Genomic DNA, 25,038 nt, shown 5'->3' with positions numbered 1-25,038 from the left:
TTATATGAGAACGGTCATTATGATGGGCGTCATCATTACGTTTTTAGTATCCATTTTCACAGCTGGCTACGAAGGCAAGCCTGGTAAATGAAAAAAAGGATGTTCCATGAGCGGAACATCCTTTTTTCATTTAATTCGTTGTTTTTAGCACCTGCATATTCACTGTATTCCCTGATACCTGAATGGACGTAAAGTCTTGCGTATCAATCACAGGTGTGACGGCACGACTGTCTAATGTGATGTCAGTAAAACGAGTAGAGAAGTTTGCCCGAATATCTTTCCGGTAGATATCGTCAGTCACTGCTACTGTCGACAGTAATTTCCACTTAGTCACAGAGCCAATGTTTGAGTTTTGAATTTCTGTGATGATACGCCCGGTATAACCAACATTATTTGTCCCCCAGAACGTCGCTCTTGTATGTCCATTCAAGTTTTTATAAATGGTCATTTGCACAGTACTTCCAGGCTTAAATCCTTTTGTATACGTAAAATCATTTTTTCCTTCGATATATGTCTCTTGATTTTTTGTTTAGGTTGGACTGTATTGAAGACCGATGTCTGCTTCTTTTGAACCTGTGAATCCAGAATAAATATAAGCTGTCCCATTTGACACACTCATTGCGGGAGGGAGTTGAATCTTTGTGACCAATATTGATCCATTGCTATTGATATAAGTACGCCCGCCGATACCTTTCGATAATTGCGCTGCTTCTATTTCCTGCGTCTGAGAGAGACCTGGGATACTGACTGGAATCGTCCCCATTAAAATAGCTGAGCTAATGGCACTAGTGATCAGTAGCTTTTTCATCTCATTTAATGGATTCATTATTTTTTGAAAACGCGATTACAATCTATCATACCACCTATTTTTTACATGTCAAAAAAAGTATAAAAAAGTCGTATTTTCCTTCTTTATATTTCTTATCTCATATAAAAAAAAGCCAAGATAGGTATCCCGGCTTTCATTATGACCTTAAATCAGATCTCGGTATTGCTGCTGGCGAAGTGCCTCATACACAAGAATTGCTGCCGTATTCGATAGATTCAGAGAACGAACATGCTCTGTCATCGGTAAACGAAGGCAGCGGTCCATATTCTGTTCGATCAAATCTTTCGGCAATCCACTTGTCTCTCTGCCAAAAACGAAGAAGTAGTCTTCATCTAACTGTGAGTAATCAAATGTCGTATGCGGCTTTTGGCCAAATTTTGTGATATAGAAGAATTGTCCCTTCGGATGAGCCTCAAACAATTCATCAAGCGAGTCATGATAGACCACATTGGCATATTTCCAATAATCGAGTCCTGCACGCTTCAGCATTTTGTCATCTGTCGAAAAACCAAGCGGACGAATCAGATGAAGAGTTGTATTTGTTGCTGCACATGTACGCGCAATATTTCCAGTATTAGCTGGAATCTCTGGTTGATATAAAACGACATGAAGTCCCAAAAAAGTTCACCTCTAATTTTCTTTTCCGCTCAACATTATACCATTAACTATCCTTCGCGGCATCGTCCAAAATGTGAAAAAACGTATAACGAATAGCAGGTGTATAGGCGGTCGAATCCTCATACGACCAATAACGCATACGGCTGTCATATGTCTGTGCATTCACAAGAGGCATTCCACCTTTATCATGATCGACGACAATGGTTGTATGATTATACCTGCCATCTCCCTCAAAATCGTAGCAAATGACATCACCAATTTGAAGCTCCTGCGCTTCTTTGAGTTTCTTTGCTCTTAAACCCGCTTTCGAATTCGCTAAATAATTTTTCATCGAATGTGCCACCGTCCAGCTATAGCTCCACGTATGCGGCCGTACCCACCAGCCAGATCCGCGGTTCGGATACCCTCTCGTTGGTGCATTCCCTGCTTTCAAGCATTGTGAAATAAAATTTGTGCAGTTATCTTCAAAATTTTTATAGGCGGGATTTCGTTTATTCCAGTACGTCTCCGCATATTGCACGGCTGCCCGCCGGTCATAGTGAAAGGCTCTCCCAAACTGTTCTTCGGTCTGAAAGCGCTCATCCACCTGCTCTTCCATTTGCCGTTTTTCTAGCATCATCCGATCTTTGACAAGCATGTCGTTGTAAAGGAACGCTTCTCTTTTTTCTACCTGCTCCTCTAAATAAAAAGAGTCGTCTGCATCCTTGCATACATAAGTGAGATGAGCGAGATACTGCACATGCTGAGCCCCGTCATCCTGAATCGATGAATCAAGAAGTTTTGCTTTGGCTTTCGCCTTGACAATCTCCACCTGTCTTCTAGCAAAAAGCTCTTTTTTCCGTTCGACTGCTTCCACATCAGACATGAGCTGCGGCTGTTTGATTGCACTCCCATTTAATAAATAACCAAGCCTGTCTTCTAATGTTTGCTCTAATAATTGTTTCACACAGACACCACCAAACTTTTTTTAAAATCTCTGTTTGGTTCATTCTATGTTCATAGGGATGTTATTTAGTATTTAAAGGTGTCTGTAAAAACTCAATCCCTTTGACAATTTCTTGTTTCGCTTCCTCATCACTTTCCCGCTCAAGGGCTTTTTCCAACTCTGGGAGCAGCTGCTCGTCGCCAATTTTCCCTATTGCCCAAGCAGCCGTGCCTCGAATAACAGGCCGTGGATCCTTGTGCATCAAATCAATCAACACTGGTAAGGCAGATGTATCTTTAAAGTGAGCAAGTGCCAAAATCGCATTTCGCTGAATCGGCTTTTTCCCCCGCCATGAACCTGAAACATGACCGTATTTTTCCTTAAACTCACGATTACTGATCGTAAGAAGCGGCTTTAAGAGCGGCTTCGCAATTTCAGGGTCCGGCTCCATTTCAGGATGCAAATGAAAGTCTTTTCCTTTATTGATCGGGCAGACGATTTGGCACGTATCACACCCATACAATCGATTTCCTATTTTCGAACGAAATTCGTCAGGTAAAAATCCTTTTGTCTGCGTTAAAAATGAAATACATCGTTGAGAATTCAGCTGTCCTGGATTCACAAGTGCACCAGTTGGGCACGAATCTACACATTTATTGCACGTTCCGCACTGGTCTTCAATTTTTTTATCCGGTTCAAATGGGACATTTGTGATCATTTCGGCCAAATACACATAAGATCCAAACTCTGGCGTGATAATCATACAGTTCTTTGCACTAAAACCTATGCCAGCGCGTTCCGCTACTGCACGATCAGACAGTTCCCCTGTGTCCACCATTGATTTTGTTCGTATATCGACATGTTTGCTTCGCAAGAATTCTTCGAGCATATCGAGCTTTTTTTTCAGCACAACATGATAGTCCGTCCCCCAAGAAGCCCGGCAAAAGATCCCTCTTCTTGCATCTCTTGTACTTCGAGGAGCATCTTTCATTTTGGAAGGATACGCGAGCGCTATCGCAACAATTGATTTGGCCTTCGGAAGCAGCAAAGAAGGGTTTGTTCGTTTTTCGATATCAGGCTCTTCAAAACCTGACAAATACCCTAAAGATTCATGTAAGATGAGGCGGTCCTTTAATGAATCAAATGTATCAGCACTTGCAAATCGGATTTTATCGACACCAATTTCTTTCGCATATTGAATCAATTCTTCTTTTAATTCTCCAACATGAATCACCTTGCAAACCTCCTTTCTTTGTTTCTTCTGTTGTTTTCAGTATAATACGAGTGTATCATGACCGATTGGAGTGAGTCACTGTGAAGATACATATGGAAATTTCTCATCCTGAAAACCCGTCTATCCATGTTGGACAGATTGAATATTCGCATATTGAAGTTGGTACATCCCCTCAAATGTTAAAAGGCCGACTACGCCTGTTTCAAGAATCTTTATTCTTTGAATACGAAGATAAAGTCTTAGAAGAAGTACCAGCAATCAAAGAATGGACGGATCTTTTAAAAGACGTTCCTTTCCTGCCAATTCTTGCTGATATCCAAAAGGAACAATTTATTGACTCGACCAATTCCGTACAGGATTTGTCGATATTTTTCTCTTTAAAATATTTCTTGCCCATCCTGACATTCCATGCTGATCGCATAGAAGAGCCGCTTTCACTAGCAAAACATGAGACTGGCCACATTGAATGGCAGGACGACGCGGGACTTAAGGGATTATTTTCTCATGCAAGTAAAGCACAAATTTCTCAAGACACAAAAAACATTCTGCAAATCATCCTCTTTCCGCCATCTATTTCCCGGGAAAAGAGTGAAGCTCTAATCCAATCCTTGACGAAGATGTTTGTACAAATACATGGTGGAGAAAGTAAATATGAACTTATTGAAAAAGCACTGTAGCTTGACAGTGCTTTTCACATTATACTGACATAATAAAAAACGCAACACTTCGTTTATCTATGAAACGAAATACTGCGTTATAAACAAAATTATGTATTGGAGCGGGTGATGAGAATCGAACTCACGACATCAGCTTGGAAGGCTGAGGTTTTACCACTAAACTACACCCGCATCAATTTTTCAAAAGCAACGTCATCGCGTTGACTTTTATTATGTTACAACTTTCTTAACAATTCGTCAAGAGAATATGAAGATTTTTCGTCAAAAAACTTCATATTCTCCGTATATATTACGATAGTTATTTATCTAGCTGAATATAAAATAAGTATGCATGTGACTTATTCTTCAGTGCTTGCTTTGGATTCTTCTCAATCTCTTCAAGCATAGGTGAATTCCCGTCTTTCCCCATTGCTGCTGTATATGCAATCAATGCCTTTCCTCCAGAAGAGACTTTGACAGTTTCAGATTGTGCAGAAAAAACATAGTCACTTACTTTGAACGGGAAGCTTGATGTCGCTTTCGTCATTCCCTCATTCTTTTTGTCTGACCAAATACTAAATTGTGATTCATATGTATCTTTCTCATGCTTTAATTGCAAGAGCACATTCATCGTTTGGTCGGTTCCATTCTGATGTAAAGTAAAGGTGGCAGATGATGCTTCCTGATTAGCTAATCGACCATTTTTGTAATGACTCCCGATAAACGTAATGTAATACTCTTATCCTTCTTCGTTAATCCTTTTAGTGTCAAAGCCACCATTTCATTAGGGGTTGATGCTTCTAGTAAGTTTTTTTCTTTTTTTGTCAGTTTCATTTGTTCGATGGTTACTTGCTTCTTAGTAGCAGATTCCGTGTTTATTGTAGATACCGTCTTCTCGGTTGTCGTGGTTTCTTCGGCCTTCTCGCCGCATCCTGCTAATAGAAAAACAGTGAATATAAGAACACTCCATTTTTTTAACATTGAGATCCCCTTTGATGTTTTTTCTATTATACTAAAATTTGGTTGATTATACAAAAAAAGATTAGGAGGATTCTCCTAATCTTTTGCTTTTTTCTGCTTCATTGCTGATAAGAAAGCCACAATGAGAAAACTCGCGGCAAAAATCACAATCATATAAATAAAAAAGTTTGGCTTGATCTGAAAAGTAAATGCGGATGAACCTTCCATCTCAAAAGCGAGACTGTTAAATAATAAGGCATCATTCGTTTTTGATTGAAATAAATGATAGAACAATACACCAATTGTCAGCATCGGAAAGCCTAAAAATCCTAGAAAGCCACCAACAATAGCGCCTTGTTTCATCGCCTGTACGTTCATGATCGTTGTCCTCCCATTCCCCCAAGCAATAGCTGCTTCATAATGGATTTACCATCCCCCATAAATGGAAGAAGATAGAGTAATTGAATAAAATACGTGATTGAAAAAATAAAGAAACCTGTCGAAATTGGATTTTCTTTCAGAAATAATACGGTCACAATGATCCCTGCTGCCCCGATCACACCCGGGACAAGCGGCCCAAGCAGAGTAATCCATACTTGCTTTTTCTGAAACGGATCTAATACAGGTCTCACAAATTTCACAGACATCATATCACTCGCAAAAAAGCCTTGAGGACCATCCCGTCCCGCAAATTTCCGATGCGCATAGCCGTGTGCTGCCTCATGTAAGGCGGTCCCGGTAATTAATCCAAAATAAATAATAGTAAAATAAATCGCAATGGCTGCAATCGACTGGTCAGGAATGAATAAAAAAGCGATCCCTGCCATGACCATAAAAAGCATCCAGAAAAAGATGATTTTACGCGTCACCATGAGCAAAGCCGTCCCCAAAATGTGCAGGAACGAGTGACCAGTGCAATCAAATCGTTCCTTCATTTTCACTTGATACTGTTTGAAAAATTGACAACAGGCTGTCACAATCCGATATGGTGATTGATAATGAATAGACAGCAAGTGATGCTGATTTAACCCCATTATCAGTTGATAAAAGTCACGAGAAATCACAGATTCATCGACCTGAAACAAATCGGCGAGCTCTGCGGTAATACTTGCTTCTGTCCTTTTGCCATCTACTTTCGTTAACATATGATAGGCACTTTCATTAATCGGGAGTGTGCTTCCATACTGCGTATCAGTGAGATGCCTCTTTTGTAAGGTCACATACGGCGCGAGTGCCGGTACCCGCTCAATCTTTAGCTTATTGTTAAGAAGTTGAATCATGTGAATACCTCCATGAAAAACCTTTGTATATGGCAAAGATGAGCAGACCTTCAAATGCAGCTACAAGCAGCCACTGAAGTGTTTGACTCGACTCCCCTATGACATAGTTTCCAATAAAAACAATCGGAATCATGAGTAAAATAAGTGCTCCAAATGAAAAAATACCTGTGTAGGGATTGTTTCGGTCAAGCGGAAGTAAAATACCTACCACATAAAAAAGCGCAGTGGCATTGCATAAAACAGCAGCCCCAATCAATACGTTCCAAATCTGATCAGGAAGCGTCAGCGTTGTCAGCATGAATAACGCAATTTGCAGTATACCAACAAGCAAAAGCCCGATAAACTTATACAGAGCCACTTCCCACGATCTTAGGCCAAATGTTTTGTACATCCCCAGCATTCGTTTATCATTGCCAAATGAATTGAAGGCTGTTAATCCAGCAAGAGCGCAGAGAACAAAAAACGCTTCTTCTTCAAAGCGGAATCCAAACTGATAACGGACGAATAAGATCACAATGAGGAGAATGAGAAAGTTTAAAATGTTTTCTTCATTTCGCACCTGTGATTTCATTTCCTTTACAATAAGTGACCATTTTTTTGAAGAAGAGAACGGCAGTTTGTTTAAAAAGGTTAACGCTTTTTTCTCTGCCATAATTGGCATCATCGCAAGAGAAAGAAATGCGCCGCCCGCCGATAAAAGGATGAACAGGATCAAGATTGCATAATTCACCCCTTCAGGAGACATTCCTTGAGCCGCTAAGAAAAACGGTGCTGTAAAATACATCAAATGATAATCAAACTGTATATATGATTGCTGAATTTGACTGATATCAAAATGCGTCATTCCATACGCCACAACCAGTGCTAATAAAACAAAGATCGCTGCAAATTTTTGTAACGGTAATTTTAATTTCAGAACGACCAAATAGGTAATATTATAAATGAGTTGCAGAAGCATTAAGACAAAAAGCGATTGCAAAATCACCATTAAAAAGAACGTAAAGATAAAGAAAATACCTATTCCCTGGGCAATAAAGTTAGGTAAAAGCAGGATACCGATAAAAAATACCACAAGTCCTGCCACCACTGTCACCATCGGAATAAAGTATCCAAGGCTTTTCTGAAAGGTAGAAAGCGGGAACCAGCTGAGCTGCATAGAAAAACGGTCTTGCTCAGGCGTTCTGACCTTGATCAAAATGAATAACAAGCTTGTAAATATGGATGCATTGATCGCCATTGACACAACGAGTAATCCAAGTGAACGTTCATCTCCATTTAAGAAAGCCTTCATAAAGACACCTGTAAAACTGTATCCGATGATGGCGCCCATTGTGACGGCAAACAAAAAGAATAAGATCACAATGATCCGCTTCGTCTGAGTATCAAAGAGCTTATACATCTCCTGCTGCCACATTTTAAGCATCATTCTAGAAATGATTAATGATTTCATCAAAATGTGCACCCCTATCACTTAACATTGAAGCTTTCAGAAACACCTGTTCCAATGTGCTTGATTGATACTTCTCCTTTAAGGCTGAGACCGTTCCTTCATCCATTTTATTTCCCTTAGAAATAATGGCGATTTTGTGGCACAGCTCTTCCGCTGAAAGCATATCATGCGTTGAAAGCAAGATCGCACCATGGTGCTCGGCATAGCGCTTCATCAGTTTCTTTGTGTTTATAACCGCTTCAATATCAAGTCCTCTAAAGGGCTCATCCATGATCACCAATTGACTATCAAGCATAAAGGCGGCAATCAGCTGTGTCTTTTTTTTCATACCATGTGAATAGGTTTCGATCGGTCTTGATAAAGCCGAGTCCATATCAAACAGTTCAATTAGTTGATTTCTTCTATGAATTGTTTTACATTCATACATAGAAGAAACAAAATCTAAATATTCAGCACCAGTCAATGCTTCAGGGAGTAGCAGATCATCTGGAACATAGGCTACTTGTTTTTTAAAGGATGGTTCGTCATTTGTGACGTCCTGCAAGAGAATCGTTCCTTCTGTATGCTTAATGATGCCGAGTATACAGTTAATCATCGTTGTTTTACCGGAACCATTCGGTCCAGCAACAGCAACGATTTGATGAGGATCGATCTGTAGATGAAAATCATTGACAGCAGTCACGTTATTTTTATACGTCTTAGTTAAATTCTCGATCGTAAACATATAACCTCCAAGTGTCTGCATATTCTTTAAAAACAGATCAGGCTAAACCGCCCGCCACAGACGGTTTAGCCCTGGTGTCATTTCATAGAAGTAAAAAGATGAATCCTAAGTATAGCTACTTACATTCAATTTGGACTTTTAAGCCACTTTCCCACTGAACGGCTCCTGTAAAGCTACCCTTGCCGTTTGCTAAACACCAAACTGCTGCTCCTAGAACAACTGTTGCTCCCAGTCCAAGAAGGACAGCAACAAATACTAAGAACCAAGCTTGGTCTATAATAGCAGGTTCCATAGTGGAATAGTCAACTTGCGGCGCTGCATAAGTCATACTTTTCACCTCCCAGCTTATGATGATCGTATCATAGGCGTCACTCTCCAAACAACAACAGAAGATCCCATTTTTGACCGAACATACTTTTGGGTAAAATGTGACTTTTTATTCAATTATTCACTTTTAAGTGTATAAACCCTCTCTTATTAACTAGGTTTTTTCACTCCATAAGAACCACAAAACCCAGATAATGGCAATTAAACCATCTTTTTTCTTCTTTTTTTGAAATAGGCCATTTTTATCATCTCCTTTATATATTCTTTCTTTTTTGTGAGATAGAAAGAATTCCCCCGATATATCAGATATAAAAGTCCTGATTATATGTCGTTATAACTCCATTTATGAAATATTTACTGATAATTCCGACAAAAAAGTGAGCATATTTTCCTTCTTCTCTTGTCACTTAAAATATGTATATACAAGAGAGATCATTGGGAAAAAAGCCCTTGCCTTCTTGAGTAACATCCAACATATGACACGCTCCTTTCTATGAAAAAGCAACCTACAGCATAGGCTTTCCCCATGATTCCACCAGCTGGCATTCTTTGTGCTTCAAATTAGATTAATCGCTTATAGAATTCATCTAAAACGATGGCGAGCATGATCTTTTCAAACAACACTTGAATGATTTGCTGCTTTCTAAAAAAACTGATCCGCACTCTCTAATGAAACAATCTCTCTTTTCACCAACATATACACCCTTCCAATTGAAATAAAAAAGTTCATCAACTTTATTGATTATTTTTTCAGATTTATCTAAAAAATGATTGACCAGGCATGAAACAAGATTTATAGTCTTATTAAATATTTCTTATCAAAGTAGTTGGTTTTATCTAACAAAAGGAGGATACACACATGTCAGAAGAACGTCCATTCCGTTTAGAAACAAAAGCCATTCACGCAGGTCAGGAGCTTGATTCAGCAACCTATTCAAGAGCCGTGCCTATTTACCAAACAAGCTCTTTCGGTTTTAGAGATAGTGAGCATGCGGCGAATTTATTTGGACTGCAGGAACCCGGAAATATTTATTCTCGCATTATGAACCCTACAAATGACGTCTTTGAAAAACGGATCGCTGAGCTTGAGGGCGGCATTGGTGCACTTGCTGTCTCTTCTGGACAAGCAGCGACAACTTATTCTATTTTAAACATTGCAGGAGCTGGTGACGAAATTGTATCCTCCAGCAGCCTTTATGGAGGCACGTACAATTTATTTGCCCATACACTCAAAAAGCTCGGCATTACAGTGAAATTTGTTGATTCATCCAACTTGGAAGAACTCGAAGCAGCGATTACAGACAAAACGAAGGCAGTGTATGCAGAAAGCATTGGGAATCCTAAAGGCGACATTCTACATATTGAAGCCGTCTCAGCCATTGCACACAAGCACCATATTCCGCTTATTGTGGACAATACGCTCGCAAGCCCCTATTTATTAAGACCGATCGAGTTTGGTGCAGACATTGTCGTCCATTCCGCTACGAAATTCATTGGCGGTCATGGTACATCAATCGGCGGTGTCATTGTCGATAGCGGCCAGTTTCCTTGGGCTGACAGTGATAAGTTCAAAGGGCTGACTGAACCAGATCCAAGTTACCACGGTCTGACGTATATCGAAGCGATTGGAGAAGCGGCTTATATCACAAAAGCACGTGTACAGCTCTTACGGGATTTAGGAGCAGCCCTATCACCATTCAACTCATTCTTACTTCTGCAAGGCCTAGAAACTTTGCATCTGCGTCTCGAGCGTCATAGTGAAAATGCATTAAAAACAGCGCAATTTTTACAAGATCACCCTCTTGTAGATTGGGTAAGCTACCCAGGTCTTGAAAGCCATGAATCTTATGAGCTTGCTCAAACGTATTTGCCAAAAGGACAAGGCGCCATTCTCACATTCGGTATTAAAGGTGGACGAGTAGCTGGTAAAAAGCTCATTGATTCCGTTAAGCTTTTCTCCCACCTTGCAAATGTGGGCGATTCCAAATCACTGATTATTCATCCTGCCAGCACAACACATCAACAATTAAGTGAAGCAGAACAAAAAGCGACAGGCGTCACACCAGAACTCATTCGTTTATCTGTTGGAACAGAAGCGATTGATGACATCCTTGCAGATCTTGAACAGGCGATCACAAAAAGCCAGGCTGAATGAAAATAGAAAAAGCACACCTCTGTGTGCTTTTTTTTATGAGTCATTAATCATTGAGTAGTCGAATGTCTTGGAAAGGGTAAAACACAAATGAAGTGGTTCCTTGAATATCACTCTTTGTAAAAAGACCTAAGCCATTGCGGCTGTCCATTGAGTTTTGACGATTGTCACCCATGACAAAATACTTTCCTTTTGGAACAGTAAGAGGACCAAAATCAGGTGTCAGCAAGGTCCCATCTGCGGCTGCTTTCTTTTTGTTTGACGCTAAGTAAGGCTCCGCCACTTTTTGTCCATTGACATATAGCTGGTCATTTTTCATTTCAATTTTATCACCGGGTAAACCAATTAATCGTTTTACATAATGAGTGCTGCGATCTTCCCCATCAAGAACAATGATCTGTCCCCGTTTGTAATCGCCGAAGTAATCAACCGTTTTATTCACAAAAACCCGCTCTGTATTATACAGTGTTGGATCCATAGAGGTTCCTTTTACAATATACGGTGCGAATAAAAAGTTACGAATGATAAAAACAGCAATGAATGCGATTAAGATGGCTTTGATCCAGCCCCATAATTCTGATTTCTTTTTTTGTGTTTTTGTATTTGTTGTCATAAGCTCCTCCTGAAATCCCCTAGGACGAAATGAGTTCCGCCAGCTGCACGCCAGCATCACGCTTGTATCACCCTAAATATAAACATATTTTGCCAACAAATCAAGCGGTGAGAGAGAAAAAGGCAAGCACCCTTCTGTGCTTGCCCAAAACTCAGTTACTTAGCAGAAGAATCCGCTTCTTTTTCTTTTGATTTACCATAGAAATAATCAGATGGATTCACTGGTTTAAAATCAGACAGCTTATGGAATCGAAGAAGATCCCTGTAAAGCACTTTATCTGAAAGGCTTAACTGATTATCGACACGGGCTTTAATCGCCTCTGTCTTTTTATTTTGTTTCACAACTTTACCTGTTTTTGTGTCGTAGACAGTGTTATCTACAAGTGTATATTTTGGTGTCACATAGTTTCCGTTACGGAATGCAACAGTTTGATCATGCTTCTTAGAGAATAAATCTGTTCCAAAATTCACATACTCATTTGAATCAATACCTTGTAAGTGAAGAAGCGTAGGCATCACGTCTACTTCACCACCATACGTATGGTTCACGCCGCCCTGTTTGCCAGGAATACGAATCATGAGTGGTACACGCTGGTTTTGTGCATTTTGATAAGGTGTAATTTCTTTCCCTTGAATTTCACTCATTGCACGGTTATGGTTTTCAGAAATACCGTTGTGATCACCATATAATAAAATAACAGAGTCTTTATACATACCTGATTTTTTCAAGTCTTTAAAGAATTGCTCTAATGACTCATCTAGATATCTTGCTGTTTGGAAGTAGTTATCTACTGTTTTGTCACCAGTTGTTGCCTTAGCAATCGTCGCATCTTTTTCATCTAAATTAAATGGATAGTGATTAGTCAGTGTCATTAAATGTGCATAAAATGGCTTTTTCATTGATTCTAGCATCGGGATTGATTCTTTGAAGAATGGTTTATCCTTCAGACCCATATTCACAAGATTTTCTTCATCCATGTTGTAATATGAAGCATCAAAGAATTGATCATATCCCATATGCTTATAAATCGTGTCACGGTTCCAGAAAGATTTATAGTCCCCGTGAAGCACTGCGCTCGTATAGCCTGCTTTTTGATCTAGGATGGCAGGGAGTGATTGGTAAGTATTTTCACCTTTTGTCACAAACGCTGCTCCCTCTGGCAAGCCGAACATACTATTATCCATCATTAGCTCAGCATCAGCTGTCTTTCCTTGACCTGTCTGATGGAAGAAGTTGTCGAAATACGTAAAATCCTCTTTACCATGAGCTAGTTTGTTTAAAAACGGCGTCACTTCTTCTCCATTTAGTTTGTAGTCAATTAAGAAAGACTGGAAGCTTTCTAAATGGATTTTAATGATGTTTTTCCCTTTTGCTTTACCAAAATACTCTGCGTTTGGCTTCGCATAGTGAGAAGCCGTATAGTTTACAACATCCGTTAAATCTTCACTGCTCGCATTTGCTACCTGTGTTGCATTTTGTGCTGATTGTACTCCGTCATAAATCGTATAATTATAAACACCTAAGTATTTGACAACATACTTGTGATCAAATGTTCTTGTTAATAATTCTGGACGGTCCTTTTCAGCTAAATGAAGGTTTACAAAAAACAGTCCTACACCTGCAGCCACAATCAGCAGTGCAAATGTCTTTTTCATTTGGAATTTCTTCACTTCTGGTCTCCAAATCACAATCGCTATCAAGATAATGATATCAAGGAAATACAAAAGGTCATGCGGCTTAATACTAGATAATACACCGCCAGTCATGCCTCCTCCAAGATTGCCTGCTTGCTTCATTGTGGAGAAAGTCAAAAAGTCATCAAAGAAACGGTAGTACGCTACATTCGCATATAAAAGTGCGGTCATAATAAAGTCAATAACAATTAAAACAATGGCAGATTTACGACCCTTCAAAAAGAGAGCCAGTCCCAAAAACACAATGGCTGAACTAAATGGATTTAATAAGAGAAGCCCCTCTTGAAAAGAACCTTTCACTCCTAAATTAAAGTCCATTTTGTAGGCAGCGTACGATTTCGCCCAAAATAAAAGGACAGCCAATACAAAAAAGCTATATTTGTTCGCAAATATTTTTTTCATAAAACCTCTTCTTTCTTAGTTATCGTTCTGATTTAAATGAAATCATAAAAAATTTACATTGATTTTGAAAATGTAAATCTTCTTCACCAAGCATTCCGATGCTCTGTTTCCGCCGGATATATGTGCTCCTTTAATATAACGTATGAGAAGCTTCAAAGGTTTCAAAAAAAAATACGAGTAAATAAAAGGAAAAATATCCATGAAGGGTTTGTAAATCACTCAGTACTACTTTACTTTTTTCATCTATTCGTGTCAAAGTAATTATAAAGAAAAGGAAGAATCACCTAGGCCTTTCGACTCTTTCACCTAAATTTATACAAAATTCAATACATAATCCATTTGTTTTTTATTGTGGCTCACCCTCCAGCAATCCATGTATTTTCTCTCCCTCTGTCAAGCTAAAAAAGTTTTAAGCAAAAAAAAGCTTGATTTCTCCTCCTGATGTGCGGTGTGATAAAGATATAGATTTTCAAAAAGCAGGCTGGAGGACATCACATGAAGAATAACAAACAAATAAGCGCATTTAAAGAAAGATTTTCAGAAGAAATAGATCACATCATTGCTGTCACAGGACCTTCAGGAGTAGGCGCAGGAAAAACCGGACAGGAATCTCTTTGGACCGCTTCTATTCCACTGATTGCATGGAAGGAAAAGGACCTCATCACAACCGAAAACATAAGGCTCTGCTGCTTAACAGATGAAGAGGGCTTGCGGGAAAAGCAGGCACAATTACATAAAGAATCAATCGTGACACTTCAGGTCCGAAAAGGTGAAGGTGAGTTCATGCTTGTATCACTCATCGATACAGATACACAGGATCAAAAGCTTCAAGAGATACTAGAAGAAGCTCAAAAACCTGTCTTTTACCATGATGACATGCTGGGCACCTTTGAATTAGTGAAAGGACTAGACTTATTTGAAACAACGATCCAATGGAGCAATCAAGAGTGCCTACTCTACTTCAACCTCGAAGAAGATGAAAAAGTAAACGACTCTCTTCGAACCGCTAGACAACTCATGGAAGAGCAGACCACATGGAACTCTTCCATTAAATCATTTGCAGCAAATCAACTGATTGAACTAGCTAAAGACTGGCAGGCACAAGATGACTCCGCTGAAAAACAAGAAGAGCTCACACTGGATCAATTTATGAGCCGCATCTCACTCGAAAGTCTGCATGCTTACCCAGATGGAGAGTTTGAAGTCTACTGTCATGACGGTGATTTGTTTTGGGGACATGTCATCATTGTCACAGGCAACATCAATGGCACGTTTCAAGATGCCCACATTGCAGGCTAAAGATTGAGGGATAAGTAATGGAGATAAAGGCTTTTCACGAATTAGAACAACTAGGAAAAACACCCGTCGTGGCTAAGAATGGCGGTTTTCGTCCTGATCCAGCAGCACACAGCTGGTTTGCCGGTCATTTCTTCATCCACCCCGATCAAGGCTGGCCAGCAGATCAAGATGGTTTCATGATCCCGATCTTACAAATTTATTTACCTGAAGTGCCAGGAGGAATGAACGGATTCAATGAATGTAAGATGATTCAAATCTTTCTTAATCAGAAAGCACTTCCGATTGATATCACCAAAAACGGCGAAGGCTGGAAGCTCATTGAATATGTAACTATGGATGGATTAAAAGTAGTTGAGACTCCAGAAGAAGTGAGAGGACTCAAACCCTTTCAAATTCAATGGAATGAAAGTGAGCAAAAGGACTACCCTTGCTGGGAAAAAGCGTGGTCATATGTTGATTTATCAGAAGTAAATGAAAGTGAGGAAGCGACAGAACACTTCTTTAAGCAATACACAAATTATTCATTCACAAAAATCGATGGATATGGCGCATATATTCAATCCCCACCCCATCATCAACCAGGCGAATTCATGCTGCAAATCGCCTCAGAAGAAAAACCTCGGTTCATGATTGGTGATAACGGCACGATGTATTTCTATTACGACAAAGACACAAAAGAATGGTTTATGCACTGGGGTTGTTTTTAAAGGTTTATTGAATGAAACCTTGCCTCCTTCTAAGCGTAGGAAAAAATATGGAAGGAGGAAACCAACATGGGATTCATTTTCGAAATCTTTTCACTTGCTGTGTATATCCCTTTTCTACAGGTAGATGAAGAAGATATCTCTAGAAACGCAGCCCATCTCAAAAAATTCAGCTGGTTTCACACGTTATTAAATGATCCAGCTTTCAGGAATCTCATCATTTATCATCCAGATGTCAGACAAGTCATTGGTAGATGTAACACGGATAAACTCCATCACAAGCGATACAACTTAAAATGCGAACGTAAAGTGCTGAAAGCATTACGTCGTGCTATGTAAATGTACAAAAAGAGCCGCACTTTCCTGTGGCTCTTTTCATCGTTCTCTAAGAAAACATTTGACGCCTGGACAACTCTCCCCGTATATTATGTATAAATCCATCTTTTTCATAGAAAAGGGGGCTTTACATGCGCTTGTTTAAGTACTGGAGAAAAAAGCAGCCTAAACAGCAGGTCACTTCAGAAAAGCAAGAAGACAGCATCCCAATCAACTTCTCCACACTTCCCTTTGGCACAGACACCGTAGACGATTTTTTGTTCAACTTAGACCTAACCTCGAAGCTAACAGATCCCTATAAAGAAACAGATTCGAACAAATGAACCTAGACCTTCATGAATCCTCATCCAATCCTGGATGATTTTTTTATACTCAATGAAAGGTGTGGCCCATGAAAACATATTATATCGTCAGACATTGCCAAGCAAATGGACAATCCGAGGATGCGTCTTTAACGCCACAAGGCATCGCACAATCTCACGCACTAGCACAGTTCTTTTCCGGTATCCACCTCAATCAGATCATCTCAAGTCCTTATAAACGAGCGATCCAAACCACTGAGCCCCTTGCTCATGTGAAACAGCTCGAGGTACAAATTGATCAGCGTCTTTCTGAACGTGTGTTAAGCAGTAAACCAATGGACGATTGGTATGAGAAACTAAAGCTCAGTTTTTCGGACTTACATATGACCTGTGAAGGCGGAGAATCGAGCCAAGAAGCGATGAATCGTATTGTAGAGGCACTCTATGAACAAATAAAATTAGGAAAAGATCATACCTTATTCGCCACACATGGCAATATTATGAGCCTGCTTCTAAAACACGCCGATCCCACGATTGGATTCAAGGAGTGGGATCAGCTAAGCAATCCAGATGTCTATGTTCTGCAATATTTTAGACCAGATCATGTAGAAATAGAGCGAATATGGCATAAGTAAAAAAACGGCAGAATGAATTCTGCCGTTTCCTCATCTATTGATGATAATAAAATGCCTCTACCCACTCATAGGGCTTCTTACGCTCCGCACACCATTTCATAAAGCCTCTTGTCTCCGTCTGCTGAAATTCCTTCCAATCCGATAAAAGCTGGTTATAGTAGACCGAATGTTTTTCAACATTGGTACGAATCCTCTTATCTTCAATCAGTATCATGACATCTTCAATGCCCTGAATTCGCTCTTGATCTTTCTCATAGGTGCTTAAATAAAGATCTTCATGTATATGATGAAACGAATACCATAAGGCCGATAGATAGGTTTCACAAATTTGAACTATCACACGCTGCTCCTTGCTGCCTCCAAGCTCTAGTGCCTTCAATAAGTAAGGCAGCCCTTCTCCCTGATGCACAAACAAGCCTTGCCAGCGATACGGTCTCACATCCATTGGATCAACATTCTCCCACTCTTGCAAAACAGGCTGAATCACCTCATTTACCAATGGAAACACAAGCAAATGATGACCATCCTCAAACCGTTCAATCCACTCAAACAGCCAAGCAACAAATACACGCTTTGCTTCAACCTCGTTTTCCTTCATCTCCGCAATAAAGGACTGAAGAACTTTAAGCGCATCTTTACGCAGACCCTGCTCTTTTCTCTCACAGTACTGTCTAAAAAGCGGATAATCTCGTGATTCCTCGTCTTCAATGATGGTCTGTAATATCGTCTTCGTATGCAAGATAACAACTCCGCCCCTCTAAATTCATTCTATTTATCTCCTATAGCCAATTGTAACGTCCACATGAAACAGTACAAAGATGAGAAGCTCTTATTTATTGAAACAAAACTAGATTCCTTAACGTTGATTCACCACATCTATATAACGCTTTTGAATCACTTCTTTGATTTTATCGTAGTTCTCCCAACGATCTTCAACATGATACACGCTTTCAGCTGCTGAGAATGTCTCCTCGTAGTCATCTAAACACAAGCCATGTTCAAAATCGAAATAATCCTGGGCGAATTCATTTCCTTCAGCATTTAGCATATTCTATTGGTCCTTCTTATTTCGAGGGAGGCAGCTACACGATCTGCTTGATAAGAGTGGTATAACGCCTAACTGCTGTTGAAAAATTTTCTAATAAGTTTATATTTTCATCTAAATAACTCGTTTTAACCACAAAAAAACGTTTCACCATTGTGGTGAAACGTTAGGCTGACGGTAAAATACCGATCATAAAACTTTTAATAGATACCGGTGGCCGGGGTCGAACCGGCACTCCGTGAGGAACACGATTTTGAGTCGTGCGCGTCTGCCAATTCCGCCACACCGGCATGATCATTAAAGAGCGCAACTTATTATAAAAAAACAATGGTGCCGAGGGCCGGACTTGAACCGGCACGGTAGTCACCTACCGCAGGATTTTAAGTCCTGTGTGTCTGCCAATTCCACCACCCCGGCAGTCTTTTCAAAAAAGGCGACACCCGGATTTGAACCGGGGATAAAGGTTTTGCAGACCTCTGCCTTACCACTTGGCTATGCCGCCATTATTGGAGCGGAAGACGGGATTCGAACCCGCGACCCCCACCTTGGCAAGGTGGTGTTCTACCACTGAACTACTTCCGCAAATTAACTGGGCTAGCTGGATTCGAACCAACGCATGACGGAGTCAAAGTCCGTTGCCTTACCGCTTGGCTATAGCCCAATAATAAAATGGGGCGATTGATGGGAATCGAACCCACGAGTGCCAGAGCCACAATCTGGTGCGTTAACCACTTCGCCACAACCGCCATAGATGTTATGAATCATATTAAGAAAATTGGCAGGGGCAGTAGGAATCGAACCCACACCGGAGGTTTTGGAGACCTCTGTTCTACCTTTAAACTATGCCCCTATGAAAACAAAAATGGTGGAGGGGGGCGGATTCGAACCGCCGAACCCGGAGGGAGCGGATTTACAGTCCGCCGCGTTTAGCCACTTCGCTACCCCTCCACATTTGAAAAACAGTGCCGGCAAGAGGACTTGAACCCCCAACCTACTGATTACAAGTCAGTTGCTCTACCAATTGAGCTACACCGGCAAATAGTGGTGGCTCGGGACGGAATCGAACCGCCGACACACGGATTTTCAGTCCGTTGCTCTACCAACTGAGCTACCGAGCCAAGTATTCTTTTTAAAAATGGCGGTCCGGACGGGACTCGAACCCGCGACCTCCTGCGTGACAGGCAGGCATTCTAACCAACTGAACTACCGGACCATTTTGGTTGCGGGGGCAGGATTTGAACCTGCGACCTTCGGGTTATGAGCCCGACGAGCTACCGAACTGCTCCACCCCGCGACGATATAAAAGATATGGTGGAGGATGACGGGCTCGAACCGCCGACCCTCTGCTTGTAAGGCAGATGCTCTCCCAGCTGAGCTAATCCTCCGAATAAAAATACTGGTGTATATTCTATAAAATGGTGACCCGTACGGGATTCGAACCCGTGTTACCGCCGTGAAAGGGCGGTGTCTTAACCGCTTGACCAACGGGCCCTTTATTATGTAAATTGTGGCGGAGAGCAAGGGATTCGAACCCTTGAGACGGGGTTACCGCCTACACGATTTCCAATCGTGCTCCTTCGGCCACTCGGACAGCTCTCCAAATTGGCTCCGCAGGTAGGATTCGAACCTACGACCGATCGGTTAACAGCCGATAGCTCTACCACTGAGCTACTGCGGAATGAAGAAAGCCTGGCGATGTCCTACTCTCACAGGGGGAGACCCCCCAACTACCATCGGCGCTGAAGAGCTTAACTTCCGTGTTCGGTATGGGAACGGGTGTGACCTCTTCGCCATCATCACCAGACAATTTAGTGACAAAAGATATTATACTATGTATTGAAAATAAATCAAGAGATATTTTAAAAATGTTCTCTCAAAACTAGATAACAATGTTCAAGCTTCACATTAGAATATAGGTTAAGTCCTCGATCTATTAGTATCTGTCAGCTCCACGTGTCACCACGCTTCCACCTCAGACCTATCAACCTGATCATCTTTCAGGGATCTTACTTCCTTGCGGAATGGGAAATCTCATCTTGAGGGGGGCTTCATGCTTAGATGCTTTCAGCACTTATCCCGTCCGCACATAGCTACCCAGCGATGCCCTTGGCAGAACAACTGGTACACCAGCGGTGCGTCCATCCCGGTCCTCTCGTACTAAGGACAGCTCCTCTCAAATTTCCTGCGCCCGCGACGGATAGGGACCGAACTGTCTCACGACGTTCTGAACCCAGCTCGCGTACCGCTTTAATGGGCGAACAGCCCAACCCTTGGGACCGACTACAGCCCCAGGATGCGATGAGCCGACATCGAGGTGCCAAACCTCCCCGTCGATGTGGACTCTTGGGGGAGATAAGCCTGTTATCCCCGGGGTAGCTTTTATCCGTTGAGCGATGGCCCTTCCATGCGGAACCACCGGATCACTAAGCCCGACTTTCGTCCCTGCTCGACTTGTAGGTCTCGCAGTCAAGCTCCCTTGTGCCTTTACACTCTGCGAATGATTTCCAACCATTCTGAGGGAACCTTTGGGCGCCTCCGTTACATTTTAGGAGGCGACCGCCCCAGTCAAACTGCCCACCTGACACTGTCTCCCTGCCCGATAAGGGCAGCGGGTTAGAAGGTCAATACAGCCAGGGTAGTATCCCACCGATGCCTCCACCGAAGCTAGCGCTCCGGTTTCCAAGGCTCCTACCTATCCTGTACAAGCTGTACCAACATTCAATATCAGGCTGCAGTAAAGCTCCACGGGGTCTTTCCGTCCTGTCGCGGGTAACCTGCATCTTCACAGGTACTATAATTTCACCGAGTCTCTCGTTGAGACAGTGCCCAGATCGTTGCGCCTTTCGTGCGGGTCGGAACTTACCCGACAAGGAATTTCGCTACCTTAGGACCGTTATAGTTACGGCCGCCGTTTACTGGGGCTTCAATTCGCACCTTCGCTTACGCTAAGCGCTCCTCTTAACCTTCCAGCACCGGGCAGGCGTCAGCCCCTATACTTCGCCTTACGGCTTCGCAGAGACCTGTGTTTTTGCTAAACAGTCGCCTGGGCCTATTCACTGCGGCTTCTCGGGGCTTTAACACCCTAAGAAGCACCCCTTCTCCCGAAGTTACGGGGTCATTTTGCCGAGTTCCTTAACGAGAGTTCTCTCGATCACCTTAGGATTCTCTCCTCGCCTACCTGTGTCGGTTTGCGGTACGGGCACCTCTCACCTCGCTAGAGGCTTTTCTTGGCAGTGTGGAATCAGGAACTTCGCTACTAAATTTCGCTCGCCATCACAGCTCAGCCTTTACGGGAAACGGATTTGCCTATTTCCCAGCCTAACTGCTTGGACGCGGATATCCAATACCGCGCTTACCCTATCCTCCTGCGTCCCCCCATTGCTCAAATGGTGAGGAGGTGGTACAGGAATATCAACCTGTTGTCCATCGCCTACGCCTTTCGGCCTCGGCTTAGGTCCCGACTAACCCTGAGCGGACGAGCCTTCCTCAGGAAACCTTAGGCATTCGGTGGACGGGATTCTCACCCGTCTTTCGCTACTCATACCGGCATTCTCACTTCTAAGCGCTCCACCAGTCCTTCCGGTCTGACTTCACAGCACTTAGAACGCTCTCCTACCACTGTTCGTAAGAACAGTCCGCAGCTTCGGTGATACGTTTAGCCCCGGTACATTTTCGGCGCAGAGTCACTCGACCAGTGAGCTATTACGCACTCTTTAAATGGTGGCTGCTTCTAAGCCAACATCCTGGTTGTCTAAGCAACTCCACATCCTTTTCCACTTAACGTATACTTTGGGACCTTAGCTGGCGGTCTGGGCTGTTTCCCTTTCGACTACGGATCTTATCACTCGCAGTCTGACTCCCAAGGATAAGTCATCGGCATTCGGAGTTTGACTGAATTCGGTAACCCGGTAGGGGCCCCTAGTCCAATCAGTGCTCTACCTCCGAGACTCTTACCTTGAGGCTAGCCCTAAAGCTATTTCGGAGAGAACCAGCTATCTCCAGGTTCGATTGGCATTTCACCCCTACCCACACCTCATCCCCGCACTTTTCAACGTGCGTGGGTTCGGGCCTCCATTCAGTGTTACCTGAACTTCACCCTGGACATGGGTAGATCACCTGGTTTCGGGTCTACGACCACGTACTCATGCGCCCTATTCAGACTCGCTTTCGCTGCGGCTCCGCATCTTCTGCTTAACCTTGCACGGGATCGTAACTCGCCGGTTCATTCTACAAAAGGCACGCCATCACCCATTAACGGGCTCTGACTACTTGTAGGCACACGGTTTCAGGATCTATTTCACTCCCCTTCCGGGGTGCTTTTCACCTTTCCCTCACGGTACTGGTTCACTATCGGTCACTAGGGAGTATTTAGCCTTGGGAGATGGTCCTCCCGGATTCCGACGGAATTTCACGTGTTCCGCCGTACTCAGGATCCACTCTGGAGAGAACAACATTTCAGTTACAGGGCTGTTACCTTCTTTGGCGGGCCTTTCCAGACCTCTTCGCTTATATCGTTCCTTTGTAACTCCGTATAGAGTGTCCTACAACCCCAAGAGGCAAGCCTCTTGGTTTGGGCTGTTCCCGTTTCGCTCGCCGCTACTCAGGGAATCGCATTTGCTTTCTCTTCCTCCGGGTACTTAGATGTTTCAGTTCCCCGGGTATGCCTTCTCATACTCTATGTATTCAAGTATGGATACTACTCCATTACGAGCAGTGGGTTTCCCCATTCGGAAATCTCCGGATCAAAGCTTGCTTACAGCTCCCCGAAGCATATCGGTGTTCGTCCCGTCCTTCATCGGCTCCTAGTGCCAAGGCATCCACCGTGCGCCCTTTCTAACTTAACCATTTCTTACTTTAGAAAGAATCACTATGTGTGATGAACTTTGCATTGCATTCAATGTGAATGTATTACTTATTGTTATCTAGTTTTCAAAGAACAATCCTGTCTCGCTAGAGACATGTTTTGAAGGAATGATCCTTCAAAACTAAACAAGACGAAAACGTACGCTGCTCCATATATCCTTAGAAAGGAGGTGATCCAGCCGCACCTTCCGATACGGCTACCTTGTTACGACTTCACCCCAATCATCTGCCCCACCTTCGGCGGCTGGCTCCATAAAGGTTACCTCACCGACTTCGGGTGTTGCAAACTCTCGTGGTGTGACGGGCGGTGTGTACAAGGCCCGGGAACGTATTCACCGCGGCATGCTGATCCGCGATTACTAGCGATTCCAGCTTCACGCAGTCGAGTTGCAGACTGCGATCCGAACTGAGAACAGATTTATGGGATTGGCTAAACCTTGCGGTCTCGCAGCCCTTTGTTCTGTCCATTGTAGCACGTGTGTAGCCCAGGTCATAAGGGGCATGATGATTTGACGTCATCCCCACCTTCCTCCGGTTTGTCACCGGCAGTCACCTTAGAGTGCCCAACTAAATGCTGGCAACTAAGATCAAGGGTTGCGCTCGTTGCGGGACTTAACCCAACATCTCACGACACGAGCTGACGACAACCATGCACCACCTGTCACTCTGTCCCCGAAGGGAAAGCCCTATCTCTAGGGTTGTCAGAGGATGTCAAGACCTGGTAAGGTTCTTCGCGTTGCTTCGAATTAAACCACATGCTCCACCGCTTGTGCGGGCCCCCGTCAATTCCTTTGAGTTTCAGTCTTGCGACCGTACTCCCCAGGCGGAGTGCTTAATGCGTTAGCTGCAGCACTAAGGGGCGGAAACCCCCTAACACTTAGCACTCATCGTTTACGGCGTGGACTACCAGGGTATCTAATCCTGTTCGCTCCCCACGCTTTCGCTCCTCAGCGTCAGTTACAGACCAGAGAGTCGCCTTCGCCACTGGTGTTCCTCCACATCTCTACGCATTTCACCGCTACACGTGGAATTCCACTCTCCTCTTCTGCACTCAAGTTTCCCAGTTTCCAATGACCCTCCCCGGTTGAGCCGGGGGCTTTCACATCAGACTTAAGAAACCGCCTGCGAGCCCTTTACGCCCAATAATTCCGGACAACGCTTGCCACCTACGTATTACCGCGGCTGCTGGCACGTAGTTAGCCGTGGCTTTCTGGTTAGGTACCGTCAAGGTGCGAGCAGTTACTCTCGCACTTGTTCTTCCCTAACAACAGAGCTTTACGATCCGAAAACCTTCATCACTCACGCGGCGTTGCTCCGTCAGACTTTCGTCCATTGCGGAAGATTCCCTACTGCTGCCTCCCGTAGGAGTCTGGGCCGTGTCTCAGTCCCAGTGTGGCCGATCACCCTCTCAGGTCGGCTACGCATCGTCGCCTTGGTGAGCCATTACCCCACCAACTAGCTAATGCGCCGCGGGTCCATCTGTAAGTGACAGCCGAAACCGTCTTTCATCCTTGAACCATGCGGTTCAAGGAACTATCCGGTATTAGCTCCGGTTTCCCGGAGTTATCCCAGTCTTACAGGCAGGTTACCCACGTGTTACTCACCCGTCCGCCGCTAACATCCGGGAGCAAGCTCCCTTCTGTCCGCTCGACTTGCATGTATTAGGCACGCCGCCAGCGTTCGTCCTGAGCCAGGATCAAACTCTCCGAGGTATGCAGGATGCATATCACACATGCGTTGCTACACGATGTAGCGAAATTAGCATGTGATCATTTCCTGCCTCGCCAGTTTGACTGACTACCTATGATGTATCATAGGATTTTTTTATAAAAACTCGAATTAACAGGTACGTTTTGTCTTGTTTAGTTTTCAAAGATCATCTTCATTGTCGCTCAGAGGCGACTTTCTCAATATAACATTTCGGCGCTGTGTGCGTCAAGTGTTTTTTATAATTTCTTTTTGTCAGCTTTTCTTTCAAAGCAACTTGGTT

The 25,038-nt window shown here is 42.9% G+C and carries 21 protein-coding genes, 17 tRNA genes, 3 rRNA genes and 1 pseudogene; 7 read left to right on the top strand and 35 right to left on the bottom strand.

Annotated elements, in window-relative coordinates:
- Positions 1–130 precede the first annotated feature (130 nt).
- The 4 genes and pseudogenes from MHH26_RS02405 to queG form a co-directional block, all read right to left on the bottom strand.
- Positions 131–808 (bottom strand): annotated as a pseudogene (locus MHH26_RS02405) (YrpD family protein).
- Between the two features lie 165 nt (positions 809–973).
- Positions 974–1,447: a tRNA (uridine(34)/cytosine(34)/5-carboxymethylaminomethyluridine(34)-2'-O)-methyltransferase TrmL gene (gene trmL, locus MHH26_RS02400; protein ID WP_034282301.1), complete on the bottom strand. Its 474-nt coding sequence runs from the start codon at positions 1,445–1,447 to the stop codon at positions 974–976.
- Between the two features lie 43 nt (positions 1,448–1,490).
- Entirely contained in the window at positions 1,491–2,393 is a 903-nt protein-coding gene (locus tag MHH26_RS02395; RefSeq protein WP_060595838.1) for an amidase domain-containing protein, read from the bottom strand.
- A gap of 61 nt (positions 2,394–2,454) precedes the next feature.
- Complete coding sequence (queG, locus tag MHH26_RS02390) at positions 2,455–3,603, bottom strand: tRNA epoxyqueuosine(34) reductase QueG (RefSeq protein WP_340973782.1); 1,149 nt, start codon at positions 3,601–3,603, stop codon at positions 2,455–2,457.
- A gap of 83 nt (positions 3,604–3,686) precedes the next feature.
- Here queG and MHH26_RS02385 point away from each other — a divergent pair, with 83 nt between their 5' ends.
- Positions 3,687–4,283 carry a hypothetical protein gene (locus tag MHH26_RS02385; RefSeq protein ID WP_340972155.1) on the top strand — a complete coding sequence of 199 codons (597 nt, stop codon included), beginning with the start codon at positions 3,687–3,689 and terminating at the stop codon, positions 4,281–4,283.
- A 97-nt stretch (positions 4,284–4,380) separates the two neighbouring features.
- Here the strand turns inward: MHH26_RS02385 and MHH26_RS02380 are convergent.
- The 8 genes from MHH26_RS02380 to MHH26_RS02345 all read right to left on the bottom strand — a co-directional run bounded on the left by MHH26_RS02380 (position 4,381) and on the right by MHH26_RS02345 (position 9,004).
- Positions 4,381–4,454, bottom strand: a tRNA-Gly gene (locus tag MHH26_RS02380).
- Between the two features lie 127 nt (positions 4,455–4,581).
- The gene (locus MHH26_RS02375) at positions 4,582–4,893 is read right to left on the bottom strand and encodes a hypothetical protein (RefSeq protein WP_340972153.1); all 312 of its coding nucleotides are present in this window, start codon (positions 4,891–4,893) and stop codon (positions 4,582–4,584) included.
- 59 nt (positions 4,894–4,952) lie between these two features.
- The gene (locus tag MHH26_RS02370) at positions 4,953–5,243 is read right to left on the bottom strand and encodes a hypothetical protein (RefSeq protein ID WP_340972150.1); all 291 of its coding nucleotides are present in this window, start codon (positions 5,241–5,243) and stop codon (positions 4,953–4,955) included.
- A 75-nt stretch (positions 5,244–5,318) separates the two neighbouring features.
- On the bottom strand, positions 5,319–5,600 hold the full coding sequence (locus MHH26_RS02365; protein ID WP_060595836.1) for a hypothetical protein: 282 nt from the start codon (positions 5,598–5,600) through the stop codon (positions 5,319–5,321).
- On the bottom strand, positions 5,597–6,502 hold the full coding sequence (locus MHH26_RS02360) for a PqqD family protein (RefSeq protein ID WP_060595835.1): 906 nt from the start codon (positions 6,500–6,502) through the stop codon (positions 5,597–5,599). Before MHH26_RS02360 ends, MHH26_RS02365 begins: the two co-directional genes overlap by 4 nt.
- Positions 6,486–7,952 (bottom strand): hypothetical protein, encoded by a 1,467-nt coding sequence (locus MHH26_RS02355; RefSeq protein WP_307499349.1) that lies wholly within the window; start codon positions 7,950–7,952, stop codon positions 6,486–6,488. The genes MHH26_RS02360 and MHH26_RS02355 overlap by 17 nt, the downstream gene beginning before the upstream one ends.
- Positions 7,930–8,676: an ABC transporter ATP-binding protein gene (locus MHH26_RS02350; RefSeq protein ID WP_034663820.1), complete on the bottom strand. Its 747-nt coding sequence runs from the start codon at positions 8,674–8,676 to the stop codon at positions 7,930–7,932. The genes MHH26_RS02355 and MHH26_RS02350 overlap by 23 nt, the downstream gene beginning before the upstream one ends.
- 115 nt (positions 8,677–8,791) lie before the next feature.
- Positions 8,792–9,004 carry a hypothetical protein gene (locus MHH26_RS02345; RefSeq protein WP_340972145.1) on the bottom strand — a complete coding sequence of 71 codons (213 nt, stop codon included), beginning with the start codon at positions 9,002–9,004 and terminating at the stop codon, positions 8,792–8,794.
- Between the two features lie 858 nt (positions 9,005–9,862).
- Between MHH26_RS02345 and MHH26_RS02340 the strand changes: the two genes are divergently transcribed.
- Entirely contained in the window at positions 9,863–11,158 is a 1,296-nt protein-coding gene (locus MHH26_RS02340) for a homocysteine synthase (RefSeq protein WP_334748309.1), read from the top strand.
- Positions 11,159–11,201: 43 nt separating this feature from the next.
- On the opposite strand, the gene lepB is transcribed toward MHH26_RS02340, so the two are convergent.
- Positions 11,202–11,768 (bottom strand): signal peptidase I, encoded by a 567-nt coding sequence (gene lepB, locus MHH26_RS02335; protein WP_340972135.1) that lies wholly within the window; start codon positions 11,766–11,768, stop codon positions 11,202–11,204.
- 155 nt (positions 11,769–11,923) lie between these two features.
- Positions 11,924–13,864 carry an LTA synthase family protein gene (locus MHH26_RS02330; protein ID WP_106041376.1) on the bottom strand — a complete coding sequence of 647 codons (1,941 nt, stop codon included), beginning with the start codon at positions 13,862–13,864 and terminating at the stop codon, positions 11,924–11,926.
- A gap of 495 nt (positions 13,865–14,359) precedes the next feature.
- On the opposite strand from MHH26_RS02330, the gene MHH26_RS02325 reads away from it, so the two are divergent.
- The 5 genes from MHH26_RS02325 to MHH26_RS02305 all read left to right on the top strand — a co-directional run bounded on the left by MHH26_RS02325 (position 14,360) and on the right by MHH26_RS02305 (position 17,140).
- Positions 14,360–15,163, top strand: coding sequence for a DUF2262 domain-containing protein (locus tag MHH26_RS02325; protein ID WP_340972130.1), 804 nt, complete (start codon positions 14,360–14,362; stop codon positions 15,161–15,163).
- A 17-nt stretch (positions 15,164–15,180) separates the two neighbouring features.
- Entirely contained in the window at positions 15,181–15,870 is a 690-nt protein-coding gene (locus tag MHH26_RS02320; RefSeq protein ID WP_340972127.1) for a DUF1963 domain-containing protein, read from the top strand.
- 66 nt (positions 15,871–15,936) lie between these two features.
- On the top strand, positions 15,937–16,206 hold the full coding sequence (locus MHH26_RS02315; RefSeq protein WP_307499343.1) for a hypothetical protein: 270 nt from the start codon (positions 15,937–15,939) through the stop codon (positions 16,204–16,206).
- A 128-nt stretch (positions 16,207–16,334) separates the two neighbouring features.
- Complete coding sequence (locus MHH26_RS02310) at positions 16,335–16,526, top strand: hypothetical protein (protein ID WP_106041368.1); 192 nt, start codon at positions 16,335–16,337, stop codon at positions 16,524–16,526.
- A gap of 68 nt (positions 16,527–16,594) precedes the next feature.
- Positions 16,595–17,140 (top strand): histidine phosphatase family protein, encoded by a 546-nt coding sequence (locus tag MHH26_RS02305; protein ID WP_307499342.1) that lies wholly within the window; start codon positions 16,595–16,597, stop codon positions 17,138–17,140.
- Between the two features lie 34 nt (positions 17,141–17,174).
- Here MHH26_RS02305 and MHH26_RS02300 read toward each other — a convergent pair whose 3' ends face one another.
- From MHH26_RS02300 to MHH26_RS02200, 21 genes are all read right to left on the bottom strand, one after another.
- Positions 17,175–17,879, bottom strand: coding sequence for a hypothetical protein (locus tag MHH26_RS02300; RefSeq protein WP_307499341.1), 705 nt, complete (start codon positions 17,877–17,879; stop codon positions 17,175–17,177).
- A gap of 117 nt (positions 17,880–17,996) precedes the next feature.
- The gene (locus MHH26_RS02295) at positions 17,997–18,188 is read right to left on the bottom strand and encodes a DUF7832 domain-containing protein (protein WP_340972120.1); all 192 of its coding nucleotides are present in this window, start codon (positions 18,186–18,188) and stop codon (positions 17,997–17,999) included.
- A 205-nt stretch (positions 18,189–18,393) separates the two neighbouring features.
- Positions 18,394–18,475: transfer RNA gene (locus MHH26_RS02290), tRNA-Leu, on the bottom strand.
- A 38-nt stretch (positions 18,476–18,513) separates the two neighbouring features.
- Positions 18,514–18,602 (bottom strand) — tRNA-Leu (locus MHH26_RS02285).
- Positions 18,603–18,616: 14 nt separating this feature from the next.
- A tRNA-Cys gene (locus MHH26_RS02280) sits at positions 18,617–18,687 on the bottom strand.
- Between the two features lie 5 nt (positions 18,688–18,692).
- Positions 18,693–18,767, bottom strand: a tRNA-Gly gene (locus MHH26_RS02275).
- Positions 18,768–18,774: 7 nt separating this feature from the next.
- A tRNA-Gln gene (locus MHH26_RS02270) sits at positions 18,775–18,846 on the bottom strand.
- Positions 18,847–18,855: 9 nt separating this feature from the next.
- Positions 18,856–18,931 (bottom strand) — tRNA-His (locus MHH26_RS02265).
- A 30-nt stretch (positions 18,932–18,961) separates the two neighbouring features.
- Positions 18,962–19,035: transfer RNA gene (locus MHH26_RS02260), tRNA-Trp, on the bottom strand.
- Positions 19,036–19,048: 13 nt separating this feature from the next.
- Positions 19,049–19,133 (bottom strand) — tRNA-Tyr (locus tag MHH26_RS02255).
- 15 nt (positions 19,134–19,148) lie between these two features.
- A tRNA-Thr gene (locus MHH26_RS02250) sits at positions 19,149–19,221 on the bottom strand.
- Between the two features lie 6 nt (positions 19,222–19,227).
- Positions 19,228–19,303, bottom strand: a tRNA-Phe gene (locus MHH26_RS02245).
- A gap of 18 nt (positions 19,304–19,321) precedes the next feature.
- Positions 19,322–19,398: transfer RNA gene (locus MHH26_RS02240), tRNA-Asp, on the bottom strand.
- 4 nt (positions 19,399–19,402) lie between these two features.
- A tRNA-Met gene (locus tag MHH26_RS02235) sits at positions 19,403–19,479 on the bottom strand.
- Between the two features lie 15 nt (positions 19,480–19,494).
- Positions 19,495–19,570: transfer RNA gene (locus MHH26_RS02230), tRNA-Val, on the bottom strand.
- A gap of 31 nt (positions 19,571–19,601) precedes the next feature.
- A tRNA-Glu gene (locus MHH26_RS02225) sits at positions 19,602–19,676 on the bottom strand.
- A 17-nt stretch (positions 19,677–19,693) separates the two neighbouring features.
- Positions 19,694–19,784 (bottom strand) — tRNA-Ser (locus tag MHH26_RS02220).
- Between the two features lie 4 nt (positions 19,785–19,788).
- Positions 19,789–19,863: transfer RNA gene (locus tag MHH26_RS02215), tRNA-Asn, on the bottom strand.
- Positions 19,864–19,872: 9 nt separating this feature from the next.
- A 5S ribosomal RNA gene (gene rrf / locus MHH26_RS02210) occupies positions 19,873–19,989 on the bottom strand.
- Positions 19,990–20,098: 109 nt separating this feature from the next.
- A 23S ribosomal RNA gene (locus tag MHH26_RS02205) occupies positions 20,099–23,029 on the bottom strand.
- Between the two features lie 182 nt (positions 23,030–23,211).
- Positions 23,212–24,760: ribosomal RNA gene (locus tag MHH26_RS02200) — 16S ribosomal RNA — on the bottom strand.
- The 16S, 23S and 5S rRNA genes sit together here with 16 tRNA genes alongside, the layout of an rRNA operon.
- Positions 24,761–25,038 lie beyond the last annotated feature (278 nt).

The organism is Bacillus sp. FSL K6-2839 (assembly GCF_038003365.1).
GTDB lineage: Bacteria > Bacillota > Bacilli > Bacillales > Bacillaceae > Bacillus.
The sequence above is the reverse complement of the archived record's forward strand: the minus strand, read 5'-3'. Positions and strand labels throughout refer to the sequence as shown.